This window comes from Bacillus sp. LH1 (assembly GCF_057924895.1).
Window position 1 is genome coordinate 4,637,050 of sequence record NZ_CM175007.1, and the last position, 21,760, is coordinate 4,658,809.

Below are 21,760 nucleotides of genomic sequence, written 5' to 3' on the forward strand. Positions count from 1 at the left end.
TAGAAAAATAGGTGTTTGTCTGTATTGGAATTCCGCTCTTTTATTTGTACGTATTGGAATAATTGAAAACTTAGACTAGGGTGATCCAGAGATTATTTTCTACACAAAAAAGCTCAGAGTATACATACTCTGAGCTTTTATTTAGAATAAATTAATTTGCAACAACATTAACAAGTTTTCCAGGAACAACAATTACTTTACGAACTGTTTTCCCTTCAATTTGGTCTTGAATTGCTTCAAGTGCAAGTTGTTCCATTTCTTCTTTTGATGCGTCTTTACTCATTGTTAGTTTTGCGCGAACTTTACCCATAACTTGAACAACAATTTCAACTTCATCTTCTACAAGTTTAGACTCATCAAATGTTGGCCAGCTTGCATATGTGATTGTTTCATTGTATCCAAGTTTGCTCCATAGCTCTTCCCCGATATGAGGTGCAACTGGTGCAATCATTTTTACGAAACCTTCTACATATTCTCTCGGAAGTGTTTCAGCTTTGTATGCATCGTTGATGAATACCATCATTTGAGAAATCGCTGTGTTGAAGCGAAGCTCTGCATAGTCTTCTGTTACTTTCTTCACTGTTTGATGGTAAGCTTTTTCAAGCTCTTTATTTGGTGCGTCAGTAATTTTCTCACTTAATTCACCGTTATCTTGAACGAATAGACGCCATACGCGGTCTAGGAAACGACGAGCTCCGTCAAGACCATTTTCAGACCAAGCAATTGAAGCATCTAATGGCCCCATGAACATTTCGTATAGACGAAGTGTATCTGCACCGTGGCTTGCTACGATATCATCAGGATTTACAACGTTACCTTTTGATTTACTCATTTTCTCGTTGTTTTCACCTAGAATCATACCTTGGTTGAATAATTGTTGGAATGGCTCTTTCGTTGGAACTACACCGATATCGTATAATACTTTATGCCAGAAACGAGCATATAGTAAGTGAAGTACAGCATGTTCTGCACCACCGATATAAATATCAACTGGAAGCCATTGTTTTACTTTTTCAGGATCTACAAGTGCTTCGCTATTGTTTGGATCGATGTAACGTAGGTAGTACCAGCAGCTACCAGCCCATTGCGGCATTGTGTTCGTTTCACGACGACCTTTTTTACCAGTCTCAGGATCAACAACATTTACCCACTCGTCAATGTTAGCAAGTGGTGATTCACCTGTACCTGAAGGACGGATGTTTTCTGTTTTCGGAAGAACTAATGGTAATTCCTCTTCTTTCACAGCTGTCATTGTACCATCTTCCCAGTGAATTACTGGAATTGGTTCACCCCAGTAACGTTGACGGCTGAATAACCAGTCACGTAGACGGTACGTTACTTTTTGATTTCCTGCGCTCGTTGCTTCAAGCCATTCAATCATTTTTGCGATTGCTTCTTCTTTATTTAATCCATCAAGGAATGCTGAGTTTACGTGTGCACCATCACCTGTGTACACTTCTTTCGTAATATCTCCGCCTTTTACAACTTCCTTCATTGGAAGATTAAATACTGATGCGAATTCATAGTCACGCTCATCGTGAGCTGGAACTGCCATTACAGCACCTGTTCCGTAAGTTGCAAGAACATAGTCAGCGATCCAGATTGGTAATTTCTCACCGTTTACTGGGTTAACTGCGTAAGCACCAGTGAATACACCAGTTTTCTCTTTCGCAAGTTCTGTACGCTCTAGGTCACTCTTCATTTTTACAGCGTTAATGTAAGCTTCTACCGCTTCTTTTTGTTCTGCTGTTGTAATTTCTGCAACAAGTGCATGTTCTGGAGCTAGTACACAGTATGTTGCACCAAATAATGTATCAGGGCGCGTTGTGAAAACTGTGAATTTCTCGTCTGTACCATCGATGTTGAAGTGTACTTCTGCACCTTCAGAACGACCGATCCAGTTACGTTGCATATCTTTTAAGCTTTCAGGCCAATCAAGCTCATCTAGATCTTCTAATAGACGATCTCCGTAAGCTGTAATTTTTAACATCCACTGTCTCATCGGACGACGCTCAACTGGATGTCCACCACGCTCACTCTTACCGTCAATGATTTCTTCGTTTGCAAGTACTGTACCAAGTGCTGGGCACCAGTTTACAGGTACTTCATCAACGTAAGCTAAGCCTTTTTCAAATAGTTTTAGGAAGATCCATTGCGTCCACTTATAGTAGTTTGGATCTGTTGTATTTACTTCACGGTCCCAATCGTAAGAGAAACCTAATGATTTAATTTGGTTACGGAACGTATTAATATTATGCTCTGTAAATTCAGCTGGGCTGTTTCCAGTATCAAGTGCATATTGCTCTGCTGGAAGACCAAATGCATCCCATCCCATTGGATGCAGAACGTTATATCCTTGCATACGCTTCATACGAGATAAAATATCTGTCGCTGTATAACCTTCTGGATGTCCTACGTGTAAGCCTGCACCTGATGGATATGGGAACATATCTAGTGCATAAAATTTTGGTTTTTCTGTCTCATCTGGCGTACGGAATGTTTTATTCTCTTCCCAGTACCCTTGCCACTTCTTCTCAATTTCTTGATGATTAAAGCTCATGAGATACCCTCCTTGAAATTCTATTTATTTTCACCGCCCAAAATACAAAAAACCTCTCATCCCTAGAAAGGGACGAGAGGTTATAGATTCCCGCGGTACCACCCTAAATTAATGTACAAATATACATTCGCTTAGATCCGTAACGTGGATTAACGGCAATTGCTACTATTAGTTTCACAACTGCAACTCAAAGGCGAGTTCATAACGAAACGTGGATTGACTTGCACCGACCGTCAACTCTCTAAACCAGCTTCTATTACTACTACTCCTTCTCACTGTTATTACACATATAAGTTAAGTGAACTATCCTTCACCTAGTATCTCTTAAGAGCTTACTTAAAGCGAGGACTTCTCGGTTAATCGTTACTCTTAATAACTAACGAATTCATCTTAAGACAGCCGAGCTATCTCCCTTGTTCTAAAGGTTGTTTTATTTAAATATATTCTAAAACATGTTACATGTTCCGTCAAACTAAACTGCAATTTTTTCTTCAACTGTTTCTTCTACTTTTACTCGTTTATCATAAATGCTCGTTGCTATAAGCGCTACTACAAGCATTACCATGATTGCTATAAACAATACTTCCATATTGTATAAATCCACAATTGCTCCGCCAACGACCGGTCCGAACATTTTCCCTACAGTCGCCGCACTATTTACGACACCTTGATAAAATCCTAATTTATCTTTTGGTGCAAGTATATTTGCAATCGTTGGAACCGCAGGCCATACAAATAACTCACCAATTGTTAATGTTACCATCGCAACGAGGAACATCGTAAATTGCTGCGCTTGACTTAACACAATGAATGACGCCGCAAAAATGAAGATTCCAATCATAATTTGTTGTTTTAAAGAACGCTTCATCCAACGAATTAGCATACTAACAAGTGGTTGCGCACAAACAATCATCGCTCCGTTTATCGTCCATAGTAAACTATAGTGACGAAGGCTAATATTCAATTCTTGCATATGTGTTGCAATCGCTCCTTGCCACTGTACGTATGTAACCCAGCATAAAGCATATGCTACACACACGATAAGAAGTGCTTTAAATCCAGGTGTAAGTGACCACCCTTTTTTCGTTTCGACTTCTTTTTGCACTCCTGGCTCTTTCTTGTCTTCCATACCGCGGAATCCAATAAAAGCAATTAAAAAGAAAACAAAGTATAAAATAAAATTCGCTAAGAAAATATAATCAAAACGATACGATGCAACTAATCCACCACATGCTGTTCCGATCGCAATACCAACATTTTGTCCAACGTACATCGCATTAAATGCCCGTCTTCCGCCTTCTGGCCAAACCGTACCAACCATCGCATACATCGATGGGAAGACCATTCCAGAACCGAAGCCGATTAACGCTAGCCATACAACATATAACGGCCAACCGTGGAAGAACACAAGACCTAAAATCGATACAAGTGTAATCACAATCCCTACTAAAGTTGATTTATAACCGCCCCATTTATCAAATAAAACACCGCCGAGCAAGTTTCCGATTACACCAGTAAGCGAATTGATCATTAATACCATTCCGGCCACAGATAAAGATTTTCCTAGGTGATCATGCAAATAAATTGTATTAAAAGGCCATAAAAAAGAAGCACCCGTGACATTAATAATCATCCCAGCTACTAATAGCCATACTTTCCTTGGCATAGTTTCCCCTCCTATTCTATTTTTTTCGTTCATATATATAACAGTAAAATTGTAGTCGTTTTTAAATAGGAAGGCAACTGATTAATAGTTGATGAAATTCAGATAATGGTTCGACGGTAAATGAAATTATACTGATTGCTTCTTGGATTATATCAGCGATTATTAAAATATATCGACTTACCGACAAAAAATTACAACAGTAACAATGTATAAAGAGGCTGTATGAACTTCATGCAGCCTCTTTATACTATCCAACTTCCTTTTCTCGCTTCGCACTTTCTTTAGCGCTCCATTTAAATATTTTATCTAATAAGGAATATATTCTCCCAGATTCTTTCGTTAACAAAGGTCCTAACGATGCTAATATTAAAACATACAAAGCTGAGAATGGTTTAATAGTTGCCATTAAGCCGCCCGCAATTCCAATATTCGCGACGATAATGGAAAATTCTCCGCGTGATACAAGTGTTAAACCGATATTCGTAGAAGCCTTATGCGATAACCCAGCTTTACGCCCCGCAACCATTCCAGCAGTAAAATTACCGATAAGAGTAATGAAAACTGCTCCTAATGCCAACCACACTGCTCCTCCAAGTGAAAATGGGTCTATACTTAAACCGAAGCTGAAAAAGAATATAGCTCCAAAGAAATCACGAAACGGAACAACGAGCTGTTCAATTCGATCACTATGCTCTGTTTCAGAAAAGACGAGCCCCAATAATAATGCTCCAATCGCCTCCGCGACATGAATCGTTTCTGAAAATCCTGCTACAAAGAACAAAATAGCGAATATTACGATAATAAAAATTTCATTGGACGAAATATCTAACATTTTATTTAAAAATCGTGTAGCTTTTCTAGCAACTACAAAGAATAGTAGCATATACCCTACTGCGATTAAAATAGATGTAAGAGCTCCTACAAGTGACGTTGCCCCTCCGAGTACTAATCCTGAAACGACTGATAAATATACGGCTAAAAAGATATCATCAAACATAATGATTCCTAAAATTAGCTCCGTCTCTTTATTACCAGATCTTCTTAAATCAACAATTACTTTCGCAACAATTGCACTCGATGAAATTGTTATAATCCCAGCAATAATTAATGTTTCTAATAAGGGGAAACCCATTATATATCCGTAAAGTAAACCTAATATAAAATTAAGCGATATATGAACAGTTCCCCCAAAAGCAATTGATTTTCCTGATTTAATTAATTTTTTAATTGAGAATTCTAAGCCTAAATAGAATAAGAGGAATATAACGCCAACACGGCCGAGGAAGGAAATAACTTCTCCGCTTTCAATAAATCTTAAATCGATAAGCCCTAAATCTGGCGCATGTGGCCCCACTAGCATACCGAGTATAATGAGAAACGGAATAATCGAGAACTTTAACTTTGCAGCGAGAATAGCTGCAAAAGCGACTAATACTAACGCAGTCCCAACTTCAAAGATTAAAGTATCCATCGATTATGAATCCCCTCCTACTGAAAGCAACTCATTAATAATTCTTTTTACTTCATGTCTTTCACCTGATAGTACGAGCATATCGCCAGCTTCAATGATAGAATCTGGGCCTGGATTAAAGAACTTCTTCATATTCTTTTTCAAAATGGCAATAATCGTTACGTTATATGTGTTTCGGACATGTAAACTACCAATTGTTTTTTGTACGACTGGTGCATTATTTTCCACCTTAAACCACTCAATTGATAATCCTTCAAAGGCCATTTCAATCGTATCTAAAGCTTGTGGTCTATATACCATTCCGCCCAATATAGCTGCAATTTGTCTCGCTTCGGAATCACGAAGCGAGACGCTTGAAATACTCTCCTCATGATCAGCATCAAAATGGTACATTTCTCTTCGGCCATCATCATGAATAACGATAACCATCTTTTCATTACCTTTTGTAATCACTTCAAACTTACATCCAATACCCGGCAGTTCACTCTCTCTAATATTCATATTTTCCGCCTCCTAATTCTTTTAGTTACGGCTTTTATAAATCGACATCAATCTCCGTTTTAAAGGTCTCATCCTTTGAAATACCTAAATACTTTAGCGTCTCTGATGGAGTCGCGTGATGAAAATGTTTTTGTAACAGCGCAATCGCTATCCCTCTTTTGTACGCATGAAATCCGAACGTTTTTCGCATTGAATTCGTTCCGATCTTACCAACAACTCCAACTGCTTCTGCAGCATTATGAATTACACGATACGCTTGTTGGCGCGTAATTGAATTTGGCGTTTTATTAGATTGAAATACGTAATTTTCTCTTTTAATGCCAATAGATTGTACGTAATCTAAAAGCGCTTCTTTTACTTTTGTATTTAAATAAATATCTTGTTTAAATTTTTCATCTTTCACAGGAAGAGTATAAAACTCTTTAACAGTCCCATCTTCATTTAATACATCTTCAAATTTCATGCTAAGTAATTCTGTAATTTTTAATCCTGTGTTAATTCCAATAACAAATAAAAGATAATCTCGCTGGGAGTGCTCTTTTAAATATTTTTTCATAGCCTCAATTTGGCTTATATCTTTTAATGCCTCTACAACTTCCATACATGTATTCTCCTCATCTTATGAACGGTAATTTTCTCATTATGTTGTCCATTTTACCTTATCATGCTATGAGATTTCCATGTGTTATCCATTATTTTCACAATATACTCAGGTGGTTCTGAAAACTTTCAATGTGGAAACTTACGATTGTATAAATACGTTGCGGTAAAAAATGTGGGGATAAAAGCTTAGCTTCTTTCTACAGATTGGATTCCTCCTTTCCTTATACAGCTACTTCTACTTTTATATTACGTTACTTACTTACATTATATTATACATTTCAGTAACATTAAAGCGTTTTTTCTGAAAATAATAAAAACCGAGCGTTTTTGCTCGGTTTTTATTATTAATCTTCTTTCGGAAGAACAATTCCTTTATACAATTGAACTGTAATAAGGTAATAAATCGTGTAAATAACTACGAAAATTACGATTGGTACCCAAATACGGAAGTACGGATCAAGTAAAATAAATCCGAAAATATTCATACCAACTAATACGTGAGCAATACCTACAATTGCTGGGAATAGGAATACTAAGAATAACTCTTTATAAATTGATTTTGTTAATAATTCACGGCGCACCCCGATTTTACGAAGCATTTGATAACGTGTAATATCTTTTGATGCACCAGAAAGAATTTTGAACATTAAACAACTTGCCATCATTGCTAAGAAAGCAATTCCAAGGAAGAAGCCCATAAACACTGTTCCGCTCGCAACACCATAGAACATGTCGTAAGATTGATATTTACTGTTCATTCTTTCAGCTGTTACATTTTTATATTTATCTAATTGCAACTCGTCAAGTTTTTTCCATTCTTTTGTATATGTTAAGAAATCATCTGCTTTTCCGATAAATGCTATACCTTCTTTACCACTTATCCCATCGTACATTTTTTGATCTACAATTTTAATTGCATGATCTTCGTATATATAATATGGATGAATTGTGCTAAAAGCATCTACCCATTCTTCTGGAAGTTCTTTAGCGTTCGCATCTTTTTCATTCATTTCTCTAGAAACTGCACCTACTGGTAATTCCTGTGAAGCCTTCTTCGTATTTACTAAATCCTTCATCGACTTCATATTTTCCATATCTTTTACTAAAGGACGATTTTTCTCTAAATCTTCTTTTACATAGTAAACGTATTTATCATCTACTTTGTAACGATATTCGCTTTTCTCTTTAAATGTAATACCGTTTAAAATTTTCTTTTCTTCAGCTGTCGGATTATGAACTACTGAATCATAGATTACTAAACCATCAACCATTTTTATAACGTTATTTTTAAACGCCATCCCCCCTGAAATTGCACCAGCTCCAAGAGCAACTAACATCGCTACTGTTGCAAGTACTTTCGTTAAGCTATTAATACGGAAATTTAATTGTGCAAATGTAAAAGCGTTAAGTCCTTTTTCACTACGCTTTTTATTACTTTTTAACTTTTTAATAATAACTGGAAGAAGTGATCCAAATAACATGTAAGTACCAGCTGTTGTTGTAATTAATGCAATAAGGATTCCCATCTCTCTTAATTTTTCCATATAAATCATTGATGCATAGCCAATTCCTAATAAAATAACCGCAAGGAAGGCAACTAAACCTGTCATTTTCCCTTTTACTGCAACACGTTCTGTTTGTGCATCTGCATGTACAAGTTGCAATACAGAAATACGTGATAATTTAATACTGTTCATAATTGCTGATAGTACAAATAATGCAAAGAAGAAGATGCAAGTAACAGTCATAGATGGGAGGTAAAATGCTTTATAGCCTTCACCAGCAAATTCTAATTGTTTCATTAATAATTGACCGATACCTTCTGCAAGTCCTACACCAACTGCAATTCCAATTGCAAGAGACGCGGCGCCTAATACAATTGTCTCAATAAACATAAGTAATGTAACTTTATGCTTTTTTGCTCCTAACATCATATACATACCAAACTCTTTTTGACGAAGAGATAGTAAGAAAGAGTTCGCATATAAAATATAGAAGAACGTTATGATTGCTAATAAAAATGAACCTGCTTGGAATACAAATCCGATTGATTTAATCACTGAATTAGATTCAAGAAATGATTCATTTAGTGCTAACGTTTGAAACATATAAAAAATTGAGATCGACATGACAAGACCAACAAGTAAGACGATATAATCTTTTAGCTTACTCTTTAGCCCTGACATGGAAAGTTTGAATAACATGCTCTAGAACCTCCTTTCTTACGCTTTTTGTGTGCCTAAGTCCGCAAGCACATCTAAAATTTCTTTATAAAACTCTTCACGTGTACCGCCGCGGTGAATTTCTTTATATAGCTCACCATCTTGAATGAATAAAATACGCTGACAGTAACTTGCACTGTACGGATCATGTGTAACCATCATAATAGATACGCCTTGATCTTTATTTAAGTTTGTCATCGCATCAAGTAAACTCGTTGCATTTTTAGAATCAAGCGCTCCTGTTGGCTCGTCCCCTAAAATAATTGCCGGCTCATGCACTAAAGCACGCGCTGCTGCCGAACGTTGCTTTTGCCCACCAGATACTTCAGATGGGTACTTTTGAAGTATTTCTGTAATCCCTAACATATCCGCTACTTTCTCGACTTTTGGTCCAATGTTACGTGATGGAACACCTTGCAAGGAAAGTGGAAGTGCAATGTTTTCATAAATAGATAAGTTTTCTAACAAATTAAAATCTTGGAAGATGAATCCTAATTTTTGTGAACGGAAATCAGAAAGCTCACCTTGCTTCATTTTTGTAATATCCGTACCCGCAATTTCAACAACGCCGCCCGTTGCTTTATCTAATGTTGAAATTACATTTAATAATGTCGTTTTACCAGAACCAGATGGTCCCATAATTCCAACAAACTCGCCCTCTTGAATTGAGAATGACACACCTTTTAACGCGTGTGATTGGTTCTCACCTTTTTTACCGTACACTTTTTGAACGTTTTTTACGTCTACAACTGGTTTCGTCATATATATCCTCCTACGCTTGTTTTTCCATTACCTATTTTGCGCTTTTTAGAGGCGAACTGCTATTTGTTAACATTACATTTACCTTACACTTTTGTAATATAAAAAAGATAAGTGTGTAAGGTTCGTTGATAAATGAAATTTTATTAGCGATTTCCAATATATATCGGCGATTCGCGAAGGAATATCAACTTTCCGAAAAAGATGAAAATAAAAATGGGCTGTTCCACAAAAAAGGAACAGCCCACTTCTCTCTTTATTTCTTTAAAGGTGTTACCGTCCAATACGTAACAACTCGCCAAATCCATTCTAATGGACCCATTTTAAAGATTTTCATCCAAATTACACTAAACACAATTTGAATTGCATAAATTGCGATACATACATATAACGTCTGCATGTATGTCAAGTTTCCTGCAAAGTTAAATACGCTACCGGCAATTAAAATCATTGCAGTTTGTCCAATATAATTCGTTAACGCCATACGACCGTAGTATTTCAGTGGCGCTAACAATGTTTGAACTGGTTTTAATTGAAGTAATAAAATTAATGCTCCGACATAGAAAGCTGAAATAATTGGTCCCACTGTAACACCAATTTTTAAAAATTGGCTTGCAGCGTCCATTGTTCCATCCTCATTCATAAGTATCATATTTACAAATGGATCAGCAGGAACGTGCCCATATTGATACCATACAGCTATGACACTTAAAACAAACATAATGCCTGTAAAAATAGCGACTTGCTTTATGTTTTTTGAAAGATTTTCAAATACACGATATTGTCCTGCAGCAAGTCCTAATAAAATTAAACCAAGTGGTAATAGTTCTTTAACTCCCATTACACTGAAGGCAATTGTCAAAATAAGTCCTAGTACTAGGTTCACTTCTTTTTTCGCTTTATAAAACGGTAAAACGATTAACCCGCAAATTGCGTATAACGCTAGTGCTTCTCCAGGCTGAAACATTTGATGAATTAAACCAAAAATAAATAGTGCAACTAAGCGGCGTAAAAATAAAACATAGCCATTTTTCCCTTTCGCAATCGCTCTTGAAATAAAGATATAGAATCCCACTCCAAATAAGAATGAGAAGATTGAGAAGAAACGACCTTCTACAAATAAGTATAAAAATCTTTGATAGCTAGCATCCACTGTGCTAGGATCTGGAATTTTAATGTTAAGTAGTGCGAGAATATTTACTAAAATAATCCCTAGTAGTGCAAAGCCACGAATGTAATCTAACTCATCAATTCGCTTGTTTATAATATTGTTCCCCATAAAGCAACTCCTTGTATAAAACTTAATCCTTTCTTACTCTACTGGAGAAAGCTGCTCACAACTATCGACAAACCTTACATAAATCTTACATTATTGTCATATAGCAAAATAAAACCAGGTCATATTGCGACCTGGTCTACTCTGATTGTTTCGATTTTTGAGGTTGTCCTTTTTTACTATTACGCTGTTTTACTTGAACAATCGGATCAAGTTCATTCGAAAACTCAGCGTTATGTCCATTTTGCGTTTTTTGTTCTGGGTTATTTTGATCTGAACGTTTCGCCATTACATTCACTCCTTATTAGTGCGGTGTAATAATCATTTGATGTTGCAATTGGCGAATTGCCATACGTGCTCTATTTAACTGCTCACGTTGCTCATCATTCGCATGTTGTTGCATCGTTTGTAAATCGTTATACGCTTGTTCTAATTGTAACTGCGCATCTGAATACTCCATCGTATTATAATGCTCTTGTCTCATACCAAGATCTAATTGTTCTTTCGCATATTCCACCGCTTGTTCCGCTTGTGTAATATAAGATTCAAGTGATTGACGCTCTGCCATAATTGTCCCTCCTTGCTTCAATTCCCCTTTAGTGTGTCCCTTCCATCTGAACCTTATGAGTATGTTATAATGGATTTTGTTTCATTTTGACTCGGCTTAGGAGGGAAAGTAATGAAGGTTCAAAACCCTTTTCCATATACAAACGACAATAAACGTTATCATACATGGAATTATCATTTACGAAATGAATTTGGTGAAAAAATCTTTAAAGTTTCATTAGATGCTGGCTTAGATTGCCCGAACCGTGACGGTACAGTTGCTTATGGCGGTTGTACATTTTGCAGTGCTGCTGGATCTGGTGACTTCGCTGGCGATCGCCGCGATGATGTTATAACGCAATATCATGAAATGAAAGAAAAAATGCGCTCAAAGTGGAAAGATGGAAAATGTATCGCTTATTTCCAGGCGTACACAAATACACATGCACCACTTGAAGTGTTAAAAGAAAAATTCGAACCGCTTCTAGCAGAAAAAGACGTTGTCGGTCTTTCTATTGCGACTCGTCCAGATTGTTTACCGGACGATGTCGTTGAATATTTAGCGGACTTAAATAAACGCACTTACCTTTGGGTTGAACTCGGACTACAAACCGTCCATGAACGTACTGCAAATCTTATTAATCGTGCTCACGATTATCCTTCTTACGTTGAAGGTGTAAATAAATTACGTAAGCACGGCATTAAAGTTTGTTCTCATATTATTAACGGCCTTCCACTTGAAGATTACGACATGATGATGGAAACAGCTCGTGAAGTAGCGAAGCTTGATGTACAAGGAATTAAAATCCACTTACTTCACTTATTAAAAGGAACGCCAATGGTGAAGCAATATGAAAAAGGACAACTCGAGTTCCTTTCTCTTGAGGATTACGTAAGTCTCGTTGTTGACCAACTTGAAATGATTCCAGAAGACGTAATTGTGCACCGTATCACAGGTGACGGTCCGCCTGATTTAATGATTGGTCCAATGTGGAGCTTAAATAAATGGGAAGTATTAAATTCCATTGATGCAGAATTTGTACGCCGCGGAAGCTGGCAAGGAAAATATGCAAATGAGGAGAAACAAAAATGAAATTAGAACGTGTATTACCGTTTGCTCGCTCGCTTCTGCAAACGGCAGTAAAAGAAGGCGATTACGCTGTAGATGCAACTTTAGGAAACGGCCATGACACTTGCTTCCTAGCTGAAATCGTTGGAGATAACGGAAAAGTATTTGGATTTGATATTCAAAAAGAGGCAATTGAAAGCTCAACAACTCGTCTAAAAGAAAAAGAACTTTTCGAACGTACTGTTTTAGTTCACGATAGTCACGATACACTTCTATCCATATTACCAGAAGATGCAAAAGGAAAAGTAACAGGCGCAATTTTCAACTTAGGTTACCTTCCAGGCGGAGACAAGCATATCGTTACAAAACCGAACTCAACAATCTCAGCGATCGAACAATTATTAGAAGTAATGGCACCTGAAGGTATCATCGTCCTTGTTATTTACCACGGACACCCAGAAGGACAAGTAGAACGGGACGCTGTTCTCAAATTTGCCGAAGAATTAGACCAAAAACAAGCACACGTACTGCGCTACGGCTTCATTAACCAGCAAAATAACCCACCATTTATTGTGGCGATTGAGAAGCGATAAAGTGAAACTTTAATCAGTGGGGGCATCCCCACTGATTATTAGTTGAACCAATCGGGCATTTATGGGCAGTTTATCTCCCACCTAACCTCTTTGCTCCAGGCGAATTTTAAGGTGGGAGTTTTACTGCCCGTTAATGCGGGGTAATATATCAACGATTTTTCAATTATATCTATCGTAACTCGGGATATATCAACGATTTTTTCGATATATCTATCATAACTTACAATATATCAACGATTTCTCGGATATATTGATTGTTCGACAAAACATAACAAAAAAAGACGTGCACTCATTGCACGTCTTTTTGTTATTCTCCTATATAATGGATATATACTATATTTGAAGAAAGAAGGATAGAACTTTGTTAGTAGAACTAAGGGGAATTCAAAAGAAGTATGGCAAATCACTTATACTAGACAACATTGATTTATCCATTCCAGAAGGAGAAGCACTCGCCATTATTGGCGGGAACGGGACTGGAAAAAGTACTCTACTCAAAATAATTGCAGGCTTTATTTCACATACGGCAGGGACAATTCAAAGGAAAGAACATATACAAATCGGCTATGTACCTGAACATTTTCCTGAAGGGATTCGTTTTACATTAGAGGATTATCTATTTCATCTCGGCCGCATTCACGGTTTATCAACAAAATATGTAAAAGATAAAATTCCGCTGCTTCTTGAAAGGTTTCATTTACTTCATGCAAGACATTCCGTTGTACGAAACTTTTCAAAAGGTATGAAACAAAAAACAGGCATTATGCAAGCGTTACTTACGGACGTACATTTATTAATTTTAGACGAACCGCTTTCTGGGCTCGATCCTAACTCTCAGCAAGAATTAGAACATATTTTACTCTCATTAAAACAACAAGGTATATCCGTGTTATTTACATGTCACGAAAAACAACTATTAGAAAACTTCGCTGATAGAATTGTGACGTTAGCAAATCATACAATCATAGAAAATATCTCTGCACAAAAAGGAGCAGAACAAGTCTATATTGAAGCAATCGTTCACGAAACATTTTCAGCGATAGAACTACAAAAACAATCCGGTTTTATACACGTTGCACACAATTCAAATCAAAACCTTATTCAATTGCACATCGAAAAAGAATATACAAATGACATACTTCAGTTTTTATTACATAAAAAAGCATCTATCACACTGCTACAACCTAATTTTTAAATCGAAAGAAGGTTTATTATGTTCGCGCTTATTCGTTACCATTTTCTCGACTATACAAAATCGTATAAGTACGTCCCTCCTATTGCGATGTACTTTGTGAGCTTACTTTTTGTATATACATATAAACCGACTCCTATTGTACCGACATATTTAGAAACAGCTCTCGCGCTTTATTTATTATCTGCCTGGATTACAATCACAATTTTTCATACGGAAGACCCTATACAAGAGCAAATTACTATTTCTCACACAAATAATATTTCCGCACTATATGTTGGTAAATATATTACAGCTCTTCTCATTTGTACTGTGTTATCTTTTATATCCGTACTCTACCCAATTATTTTGCAAATGTTTAATGAAAAAATAACAGTTTCTTTATTTCTAGTCGGATTTCTCGCTCACATGTCTTTCTCTATACTAGGAATTTCAATCGCAACATTATTTACTAGAAATATAATTCAAAAAGCAGGCACTGCTTGGCTTAGCCTTACATTCATATTACTTATAACGATTGCTTCTATCCAATTTAAAAAAGAGTTACTATGGTTTTTACCACCTGTCGAAAGCTTTCTCATGCTTGGACAATACAACTATAATATACTGACTCACACACTATGGCTCACAGCTTGGGCTATCGTATATTCATTTTTATTATTTACCTTATTTCTTTTTATCGTTCGCAAAAAACGTTTTTAATTACATATTAAAGGAGACGAAATAATGATCGGAATACTAGCAGGAATGGGGCCAAAATCAACTGGACCATTCATCGATACAGTTGTAGCAGAGTGCCAAACAATATACGGAGCAAAGCATGATATGGACTTTCCTCATATGATGATTTACTCGTGCCCAACACCGTTTTATATGGATCGCCCTATTGATCACGAAGCGATGAAAAAAGCGATTATTGAAGGGGCACAAAAACTCGAGAGTACTGGCGCAAGCTTTATCGCTATGCCGTGCAATACGGCGCATCTTTATTTTGAAGAATTACAGGACTCTCTTTCTATTCCTATTTTGCATATAGTTGATGAAACGTTACAAGCGATTCCTGAAACTGCAAAAAGAGTCGCTCTTCTCGCAACGGAAGCAACTGTTCAAGCTGATATTTACCAAGATGGGATTGCAAAACGGAATATAGAATACATTCATTATGAAAAATGGCAAACGATGATTAATCAAATTATTACGTATATTAAAAGCGGGGAAGTTGAAAAAGCTCGCAAATTATGGAGCGCGCTCGTTGTGCAGTTGAAGGATGAAGTAGATACCGCAATTATCGCATGTACTGATTTGAATGTTGTAGCGGCTAGTGAGAATTTTGTTGATTCTTCTCAATGTCTTGCGAAAGCGGTTGTTAGGATGTATCTATCAAATACAAAGAAATCTTCATAAACATAGAAAACATCCCTTTTGAAATGTGTTTTATGTTTTATGAAAATCATCCTAAAAACTTTTAACTTTCTTCACAATTCTTTCAAAGTAATCACACTTAATCTCGCTATATTAAATAAGTAGTTATTCATATAGGGAAGGTTAGGGGAACTGAAAGTATGAAAGTAAATCGTTCGCTTCATTACATTTTTTGGCGTTGGCATTTTTATGCTGGGCTTTTTATTACGCCGCTTCTTATTACATTGTCACTAAGCGGAATTGGGTATTTATTTCGGGAAGAGGTTGAGGATTTCATCTATAAAGATTTATATTTTGGGAAGAGCGCTCAAACGGAATCTATTTCGATGTCTGATTCTATTTCCTTAACAGAGAAAAAATATCCACATTATAGCGTGGCGAAAATTAGTGAGTTTAATGGGGATTATAATACGAGACTTACGATTGCAAATGAGTATACTGGGCAACAAAAATATGTGTATTTAGATAGTAATAATCAAATTGTTGGGGATCAAAACGCAAGTGAAACGTTTGCTAATATAATGAGGGAATTACATAGTTCTCTTTTAGTTGGTGGCACTGTCGTAAACTATACTGTAGAACTCGCGGCATGCTGGACAATCTTTTTAATCGTAACCGGATTGTACATGAGTATACGACAATTCAAAAACACACCATCATCCAATAAGCGAGAAAAAGCAAAAAGACGTCATTCTATTATCGGTATTATATTTACAATTCCTCTCTTTCTGCTAGTCGCATCTGGATTGCCATGGTCAGGATTTATGGGGAACCAAATTTATAAAATCGCATCGTCAAATGAATCACTCGGATATCCAAAATTGTACATGGCTCCACCTGAATCAAAGGTAAAAGAATTGCCGTGGGCAACAAGAAAAGAAGCTCCGCCTGAATCAAATTTAAATGAACCGAAAGCAATTTCTGTCGATGAATTACAAAAAGGAATTGAAATAAAGAAGCCATATGTTATTTCACTACCAGCTGATCCGAAAGGTGTATTCACTGTTTCGAAATCGAGCGGTTCTGGTATTACAGGTATGCATGTTGCACCAAATGAAGAGATAACAGCTTACTTTGACCAATATAGCGGGGAGCTCATTTCAAAAACGGACTATCGTGATTATGGATTACTTGCACAATGGTTCACTTACGGTATCCCGCTTCATGAAGGACATTTATTCGGATGGCCAAATAAAATATTATGCTTACTAACGACATTATCTCTACTACTTCTCATTTATTACGGAATAAAAATGTGGTTAGCAAGAAAGCCGAAAGGAAAATTAGCAGCACCTCCAAAACAAAGAGATAAGAAAAGTATATTCGTTTTCTTTATCATGATGGTAATACTAGGCGCTGTCATGCCTTTATTTGGACTATCTGTTTTAGTTATTTTAGCGATTGAACTTCTTATATATGTATTTTCAAAAATACGATCATAATGAAAAGAAAACCACTCTACATGAGTGGTTTTCTTCATCACTGCGCTGTTTTCTTTCGGTACATCTTCCCGTTCCAATAGAAGAATCGTGAAGTGAGGCCTCCGTACTTTACAATGCGCCGTGCCATTTTGTGCATATTCTTTTGTGCTGATACTTTTTGATCTGATAAATAAATACCAAGTAACCCTCGGCTTATGAGACGATGAAACTTCGCATGAGGCAAATCACCAATGCTCTTCTCTGCTTCTTCTACAAAGTGTTTCATCCGATCTAATATCGCTTGCTCGTTTTCGTAATAACTACAGAAATTCAAATCTCCGCCTATACGGTCTTCTTCTTGATCAATGAAATAATCAAGCAAAATATGAAGTCCTTGTACGTAAGGGAAGTACCCTTGTCTAATTTTCGCAATATCTTCATCATGTAACTCATCATGAAATGCATATGCTACAAGACAGAAAATTCCAAGTGTAGAACCGGCACATGCTGAAAATTCAAACCAACTCATCTCAGGTAAGTTTTCTTTATGTGCTTCAAACCAATTTTTCAAGCGCGGCTCTCTTTCTTCTAATTTCACGTGTTTATGAATTTGCAAATCACAATAATAACAAGCAAGTTCATGAAGAACAGGAGCAATTTTGTCATAGTGCTTCGTTTTCTTTAAAACATCTTGGCATGTTTCAACAAGTTCATCTAAATAACCACCATCATCTTGATCATCACGATAACGATAATAATTACCGCCACCTTCTACTTCAGGTGATAATGCCATTAACATCGATTCATGCAGTGCGGCAAAATCATTTGGATCAAGTGATGTACTGCGATCACATAAATTATCTAAATAGTCGCTGATCGTTTGATACGCTACGATAAAACGAATACATTCTTCTCGGTGTTCATTTGCTAGCAGAGCTAAAATGCCACCGCCCTCACAATGAAACGTTTTATGCTCAATACTTGCGATTGCCTGACTATGAAGCTCATCATTCGGAATATGGTAGGCACGCTCTTTCCACATCGCTAGCTCATGGTGTACAACCGGAAACACATCACGGTATACTTTCGCCATGAGCGTTATGGGATTACTCGGTACGTTCACTTCTTCCTTCATCTCCTCTATTAAATGTACAAATAATGATTTATTTGTTTGTTTTTACTATATTATTGACATGCATTTCAGTAAATGACTGAATATAACTCAAAATTTCATCACGCTCATACTCATTTAATAACTCGTGATAACAATTCGGCCATTCTTTAAAAGCCTTATCACTTATTTTAACATTATCAAACCAAGTGCGGACACGTGTTTTATCTACAAGTTTATCCTCACAAGCTTGCATTAGCAAGAGCGGAACATCTGGAAAATCATCTATTTTTTTATGAGCAATTTCGATAGACTTAATCAATTCACTATACCAACGTACTGATACTTTGCGCAAGAACAAAGAATCATTCTCCATTGCATCTCTCACTTCGTGGTTACGTGTTGACATTTCCACCGTAAGATTCGTTGCAAATTGCAATTTTGGAGCCACAACATTTAATATTTTTGAAGCAAATTGAAGCGGAGCAGAGGGTCCAGTCACTACCCCTAAACAAGGCGAACTCAAAATAATACCCTCTACATCTTCTCTCTTCGTTTCTTGCATCATACGAATGACAATAAGACCACCCATACTATGACCGAATAGAAAAATAGGTAACCTATACTTTCTTGCTTCTTTCACCCATAGTTTAACTTCCTCTATGTATTCATCAAATGAATCAATATGTCCTCTATTTCTTGAAGTCGTTCCATGTGATGGAAGATCCCCCATCACGACGTGGTAGCCGATATGATTCCACATTTCCGCAACGGCTTCGTAACGTCCGTGATATTCCATTGCGCCGTGCACAATAACAATGACAGCCTTTGCTTCCTCCGCTTCATAATTCCACATACGGCTCTCCTCCATTTCACTCTTTCTCATAATTTGATACACTAAAACTAGTCTCTAGGAAAGGAAGACTTTACATGATATATCCTTACAAAGAAAAAAAACCGAAAATTGCGAGTAGTGCTTTTATCGCTGACTATGTTACGATTACAGGCGATGTTTACGTTGGCGAGGAATCAAGTATTTGGTTTAATACAGTCATCCGTGGTGATGTGTCACCAACGATCATTGGAGACCGAGTAAATGTACAAGACCAATGTACACTCCACCAAAGCCCTCAGTATCCTCTTATCTTAGAAGATGATGTTACAGTTGGGCATCAAGTTATTTTACATAGTTGTCATATTAAAAAAGATGCTTTAATTGGAATGGGATCCATTATATTAGATGGTGCTGAAATTGGCGAAGGAGCTTTTATCGGCGCTGGAAGCCTCGTTTCACAAGGAAAGAAAATTCCACCAAACACGTTAGCTTTCGGTCGTCCCGCGAAAGTCATTCGTGAATTAACAGCAGAAGACCGTAAAGATATGGAGCGTATTCGCACGCAATACGTTGAAAAAGGTCAATATTATAAATCATTACAGAAGTAAATTTCCGCTGCCATAAGATTGGCAGCTTTTTTTATATAAAAACTAACTTTTTCTTTACAAAACATTATTACTCCCTCAACAAAATCTTATTAAAATAAAAGCTAATATCTCCATATATATGTAAACGAGGGAGGAGAATTTTCATGAAGGTCAGTGGATTATATAAAATAGAATGTTACATTTTCAAAGGAATTAATCGCTACTTTGATCAAAAAACATTAAATATCTTTTTCAGCAATATTACTCATATCGGTGGCGCGACTTTCTCCATCGCACTCACACTTTTCTTTTTAATTTTTGCAAAAGGTACTTTACATCAAGCAGCAATTGCAACTGCTATTTCTTTAGCAATTAGCCATATTCCTGTACAAATATTAAAAAGATGGTATCCACGAAAACGTCCTTATTTAACAATTCAGGATGCAAAATATCCAGTCCATCCATTAAAAGACCACTCTTTCCCGTCTGGTCATACAACAGCCGTTTTCTCTGTCTTCATTCCATTTATTTGCTATAATCCAAGCTTACTTGCTTTCCTATTACCGTTAGCATTATGCGTCGGTATTTCACGTATTTATTTAGGACTTCACTATCCGTCAGATGTATTCATCGGTATGTGCCTTGGCACTTGCTCTGGCATCATCTCTTTTTATCAATTCATCCCACTTTTCACATAAAGGAGTGATATGATGAGAGTCGCCATTTTTACCGATACTTTTACGCCACAAGTTAACGGGGTTGCGAAAACGTTAGAGCGATTAACACGATATTTTCAGAAAGAACAGATCGCCTATTCTGTTTTCGCCCCTCAGCATACAGCTGAAGATAATTTTGTAGCGAATGTGAATAAGATGAGAAGTATCCCGTTAACAATATTATATCCAGAATGTCGTTTTTCTTTTCCTACTCCGCGTATTAAACGGGAACTACTTTCCTTTAAACCTGACATTATTCACATTGCCACACCTTTCAACATGGGACTTTGTGGATTGTATTATGCAAAAAAGTTAAACATCCCAGTTGTCGGTTCTTATCATACTGATTTCGATGCCTATTTACGTTATTACAAAATCGAATTCCTCTCCAATATGCTTTGGAACTATTTAAAATGGTTTCATAGTCATATGCAAAAAAATTTTGTACCTTCCTTTGAAACATTACATCAATTAAAAAATAAAGGCTTTCAGACCCTCTCTATATGGGGACGTGGTGTAGATTGCACACTCTTTCATCCAGCTTACAATACAGACCTATTCCGAAAAAAATATAATATTACAGCGAAGTATGTCCTTTCCTATGTTGGACGAATTGCTCCTGAAAAAGATATTGATACGCTGCAACATCTTATCGTTAAAACAGCACATACTCGAAACGATATTCATTGGCTCATCGCAGGAGACGGTCCTCTAGCAACAAGTTTACGTGAAGCTGTTCCGAAAACAAATATCACTTTTACTGGCTATTTACAAGGCGGGGATTTAGCTGAAGCATATGCTTGTTCTAACATAATGGTGTTTCCATCAGCTACTGAAACATTCGGAAATGTCGTACTTGAATCACTCGCATGCGGTACACCTGTTATTGGTGCAAATAGTGGCGGGGTTAAAAATATTATTACAGATGGAAAAACGGGAGTTCTTTGTCCGCCTAAAAATGAAGATGCATTTCTATCATCCATTTATTTTTTATTACAAAATGAAGAAAAACTTGAGCAGATGGGAATAGAATCTTCCTCTTTTGCGAAATCAAAGAGCTGGGATGAGGTCTTTCGTGGCTTGCTTAACCAATATGAAGAAGTCCTTCAGCATAACGCATCAGAGTTGCTTGCTTAAATAGAAAAACTCCCTTCAAAAAACGAAGGGAGTTTATTACATGGTCATAAATTTTAGTTTAATAAATGATACA

Annotated in this window: 21 protein-coding genes and 1 other annotated feature; of the genes, 9 read left to right on the forward strand and 12 right to left on the reverse strand. The window is 36.6% G+C overall.

Annotation, left to right across the window (positions count from 1 at the left end):
• Positions 1 to 151: 151 nt before the first annotated feature.
• The 10 genes from leuS to ACX9TM_RS24040 all read right to left on the reverse strand — a co-directional run bounded on the left by leuS (position 152) and on the right by ACX9TM_RS24040 (position 11,626).
• Entirely contained in the window at positions 152 to 2,560 is a 2,409-nt protein-coding gene (gene leuS, locus ACX9TM_RS23995) for a leucine--tRNA ligase (protein WP_000009461.1), read from the reverse strand.
• A gap of 65 nt (positions 2,561 to 2,625) precedes the next feature.
• Positions 2,626 to 2,845 (reverse strand) — a binding site (T-box leader).
• Between the two features lie 187 nt (positions 2,846 to 3,032).
• Positions 3,033 to 4,226 (reverse strand): MDR family MFS transporter, encoded by a 1,194-nt coding sequence (locus ACX9TM_RS24000; RefSeq protein WP_001137561.1) that lies wholly within the window; start codon positions 4,224 to 4,226, stop codon positions 3,033 to 3,035.
• Positions 4,227 to 4,473: 247 nt separating this feature from the next.
• Entirely contained in the window at positions 4,474 to 5,697 is a 1,224-nt protein-coding gene (locus tag ACX9TM_RS24005; RefSeq protein ID WP_000380179.1) for a cation:proton antiporter, read from the reverse strand.
• Positions 5,698 to 5,700: 3 nt separating this feature from the next.
• Positions 5,701 to 6,198 carry a cation:proton antiporter regulatory subunit gene (locus ACX9TM_RS24010; RefSeq protein ID WP_001026053.1) on the reverse strand — a complete coding sequence of 166 codons (498 nt, stop codon included), beginning with the start codon at positions 6,196 to 6,198 and terminating at the stop codon, positions 5,701 to 5,703.
• A gap of 34 nt (positions 6,199 to 6,232) precedes the next feature.
• Positions 6,233 to 6,799 carry a tyrosine-type recombinase/integrase gene (locus tag ACX9TM_RS24015; protein ID WP_000454209.1) on the reverse strand — a complete coding sequence of 189 codons (567 nt, stop codon included), beginning with the start codon at positions 6,797 to 6,799 and terminating at the stop codon, positions 6,233 to 6,235.
• A 346-nt stretch (positions 6,800 to 7,145) separates the two neighbouring features.
• Complete coding sequence (locus tag ACX9TM_RS24020) at positions 7,146 to 9,005, reverse strand: FtsX-like permease family protein (protein ID WP_000897761.1); 1,860 nt, start codon at positions 9,003 to 9,005, stop codon at positions 7,146 to 7,148.
• A gap of 18 nt (positions 9,006 to 9,023) precedes the next feature.
• Positions 9,024 to 9,785, reverse strand: a complete 762-nt coding sequence (locus ACX9TM_RS24025; RefSeq protein ID WP_000165844.1) for an ABC transporter ATP-binding protein — start codon at positions 9,783 to 9,785, stop codon at positions 9,024 to 9,026.
• Between the two features lie 253 nt (positions 9,786 to 10,038).
• Positions 10,039 to 11,061: a DUF418 domain-containing protein gene (locus ACX9TM_RS24030; RefSeq protein WP_063220441.1), complete on the reverse strand. Its 1,023-nt coding sequence runs from the start codon at positions 11,059 to 11,061 to the stop codon at positions 10,039 to 10,041.
• 136 nt (positions 11,062 to 11,197) lie between these two features.
• A complete protein-coding gene (locus ACX9TM_RS24035; RefSeq protein WP_001129340.1) occupies positions 11,198 to 11,347 on the reverse strand; it encodes a hypothetical protein in 150 nt (49 codons plus the stop codon).
• Positions 11,348 to 11,362: 15 nt separating this feature from the next.
• Entirely contained in the window at positions 11,363 to 11,626 is a 264-nt protein-coding gene (locus tag ACX9TM_RS24040; RefSeq protein WP_000840865.1) for a YtzC family protein, read from the reverse strand.
• A 111-nt stretch (positions 11,627 to 11,737) separates the two neighbouring features.
• On the opposite strand from ACX9TM_RS24040, the gene mnmL reads away from it, so the two are divergent.
• From mnmL to ACX9TM_RS24070, 6 genes are all read left to right on the forward strand, one after another.
• Positions 11,738 to 12,697 (forward strand): tRNA modification radical SAM protein MnmL/YtqA, encoded by a 960-nt coding sequence (mnmL, locus tag ACX9TM_RS24045; protein ID WP_050279570.1) that lies wholly within the window; start codon positions 11,738 to 11,740, stop codon positions 12,695 to 12,697.
• A complete protein-coding gene (gene mnmM, locus ACX9TM_RS24050) occupies positions 12,694 to 13,266 on the forward strand; it encodes a tRNA 5-(aminomethyl)-2-thiouridylate-methyltransferase MnmM (RefSeq protein WP_000764471.1) in 573 nt (190 codons plus the stop codon). The genes mnmL and mnmM overlap by 4 nt, the downstream gene beginning before the upstream one ends.
• Positions 13,267 to 13,627: 361 nt before the next feature.
• On the forward strand, positions 13,628 to 14,461 hold the full coding sequence (locus tag ACX9TM_RS24055; protein ID WP_000959720.1) for an ABC transporter ATP-binding protein: 834 nt from the start codon (positions 13,628 to 13,630) through the stop codon (positions 14,459 to 14,461).
• An 18-nt stretch (positions 14,462 to 14,479) separates the two neighbouring features.
• The gene (locus tag ACX9TM_RS24060; protein ID WP_000457766.1) at positions 14,480 to 15,160 is read left to right on the forward strand and encodes an ABC transporter permease; all 681 of its coding nucleotides are present in this window, start codon (positions 14,480 to 14,482) and stop codon (positions 15,158 to 15,160) included.
• Between the two features lie 24 nt (positions 15,161 to 15,184).
• Positions 15,185 to 15,862 carry an aspartate/glutamate racemase family protein gene (locus ACX9TM_RS24065; RefSeq protein WP_065382134.1) on the forward strand — a complete coding sequence of 226 codons (678 nt, stop codon included), beginning with the start codon at positions 15,185 to 15,187 and terminating at the stop codon, positions 15,860 to 15,862.
• Positions 15,863 to 16,020: 158 nt separating this feature from the next.
• Complete coding sequence (locus ACX9TM_RS24070) at positions 16,021 to 17,322, forward strand: PepSY-associated TM helix domain-containing protein (protein ID WP_000867835.1); 1,302 nt, start codon at positions 16,021 to 16,023, stop codon at positions 17,320 to 17,322.
• Positions 17,323 to 17,359: 37 nt separating this feature from the next.
• On the opposite strand, the gene ACX9TM_RS24075 is transcribed toward ACX9TM_RS24070, so the two are convergent.
• Positions 17,360 to 18,424: a tetraprenyl-beta-curcumene synthase family protein gene (locus ACX9TM_RS24075; protein ID WP_001102461.1), complete on the reverse strand. Its 1,065-nt coding sequence runs from the start codon at positions 18,422 to 18,424 to the stop codon at positions 17,360 to 17,362.
• 40 nt (positions 18,425 to 18,464) lie between these two features.
• Positions 18,465 to 19,268 (reverse strand): alpha/beta hydrolase, encoded by an 804-nt coding sequence (locus ACX9TM_RS24080; RefSeq protein ID WP_000267421.1) that lies wholly within the window; start codon positions 19,266 to 19,268, stop codon positions 18,465 to 18,467.
• A 74-nt stretch (positions 19,269 to 19,342) separates the two neighbouring features.
• On the opposite strand from ACX9TM_RS24080, the gene ACX9TM_RS24085 reads away from it, so the two are divergent.
• From ACX9TM_RS24085 to ACX9TM_RS24095, 3 genes are all read left to right on the forward strand, one after another.
• Positions 19,343 to 19,855, forward strand: a complete 513-nt coding sequence (locus tag ACX9TM_RS24085; protein WP_000640188.1) for a gamma carbonic anhydrase — start codon at positions 19,343 to 19,345, stop codon at positions 19,853 to 19,855.
• A 143-nt stretch (positions 19,856 to 19,998) separates the two neighbouring features.
• On the forward strand, positions 19,999 to 20,532 hold the full coding sequence (locus ACX9TM_RS24090) for a phosphatase PAP2 family protein (protein WP_065382133.1): 534 nt from the start codon (positions 19,999 to 20,001) through the stop codon (positions 20,530 to 20,532).
• Positions 20,533 to 20,544: 12 nt separating this feature from the next.
• Complete coding sequence (locus tag ACX9TM_RS24095) at positions 20,545 to 21,687, forward strand: glycosyltransferase family 4 protein (protein ID WP_001261642.1); 1,143 nt, start codon at positions 20,545 to 20,547, stop codon at positions 21,685 to 21,687.
• Positions 21,688 to 21,760: the final 73 nt, after the last annotated feature.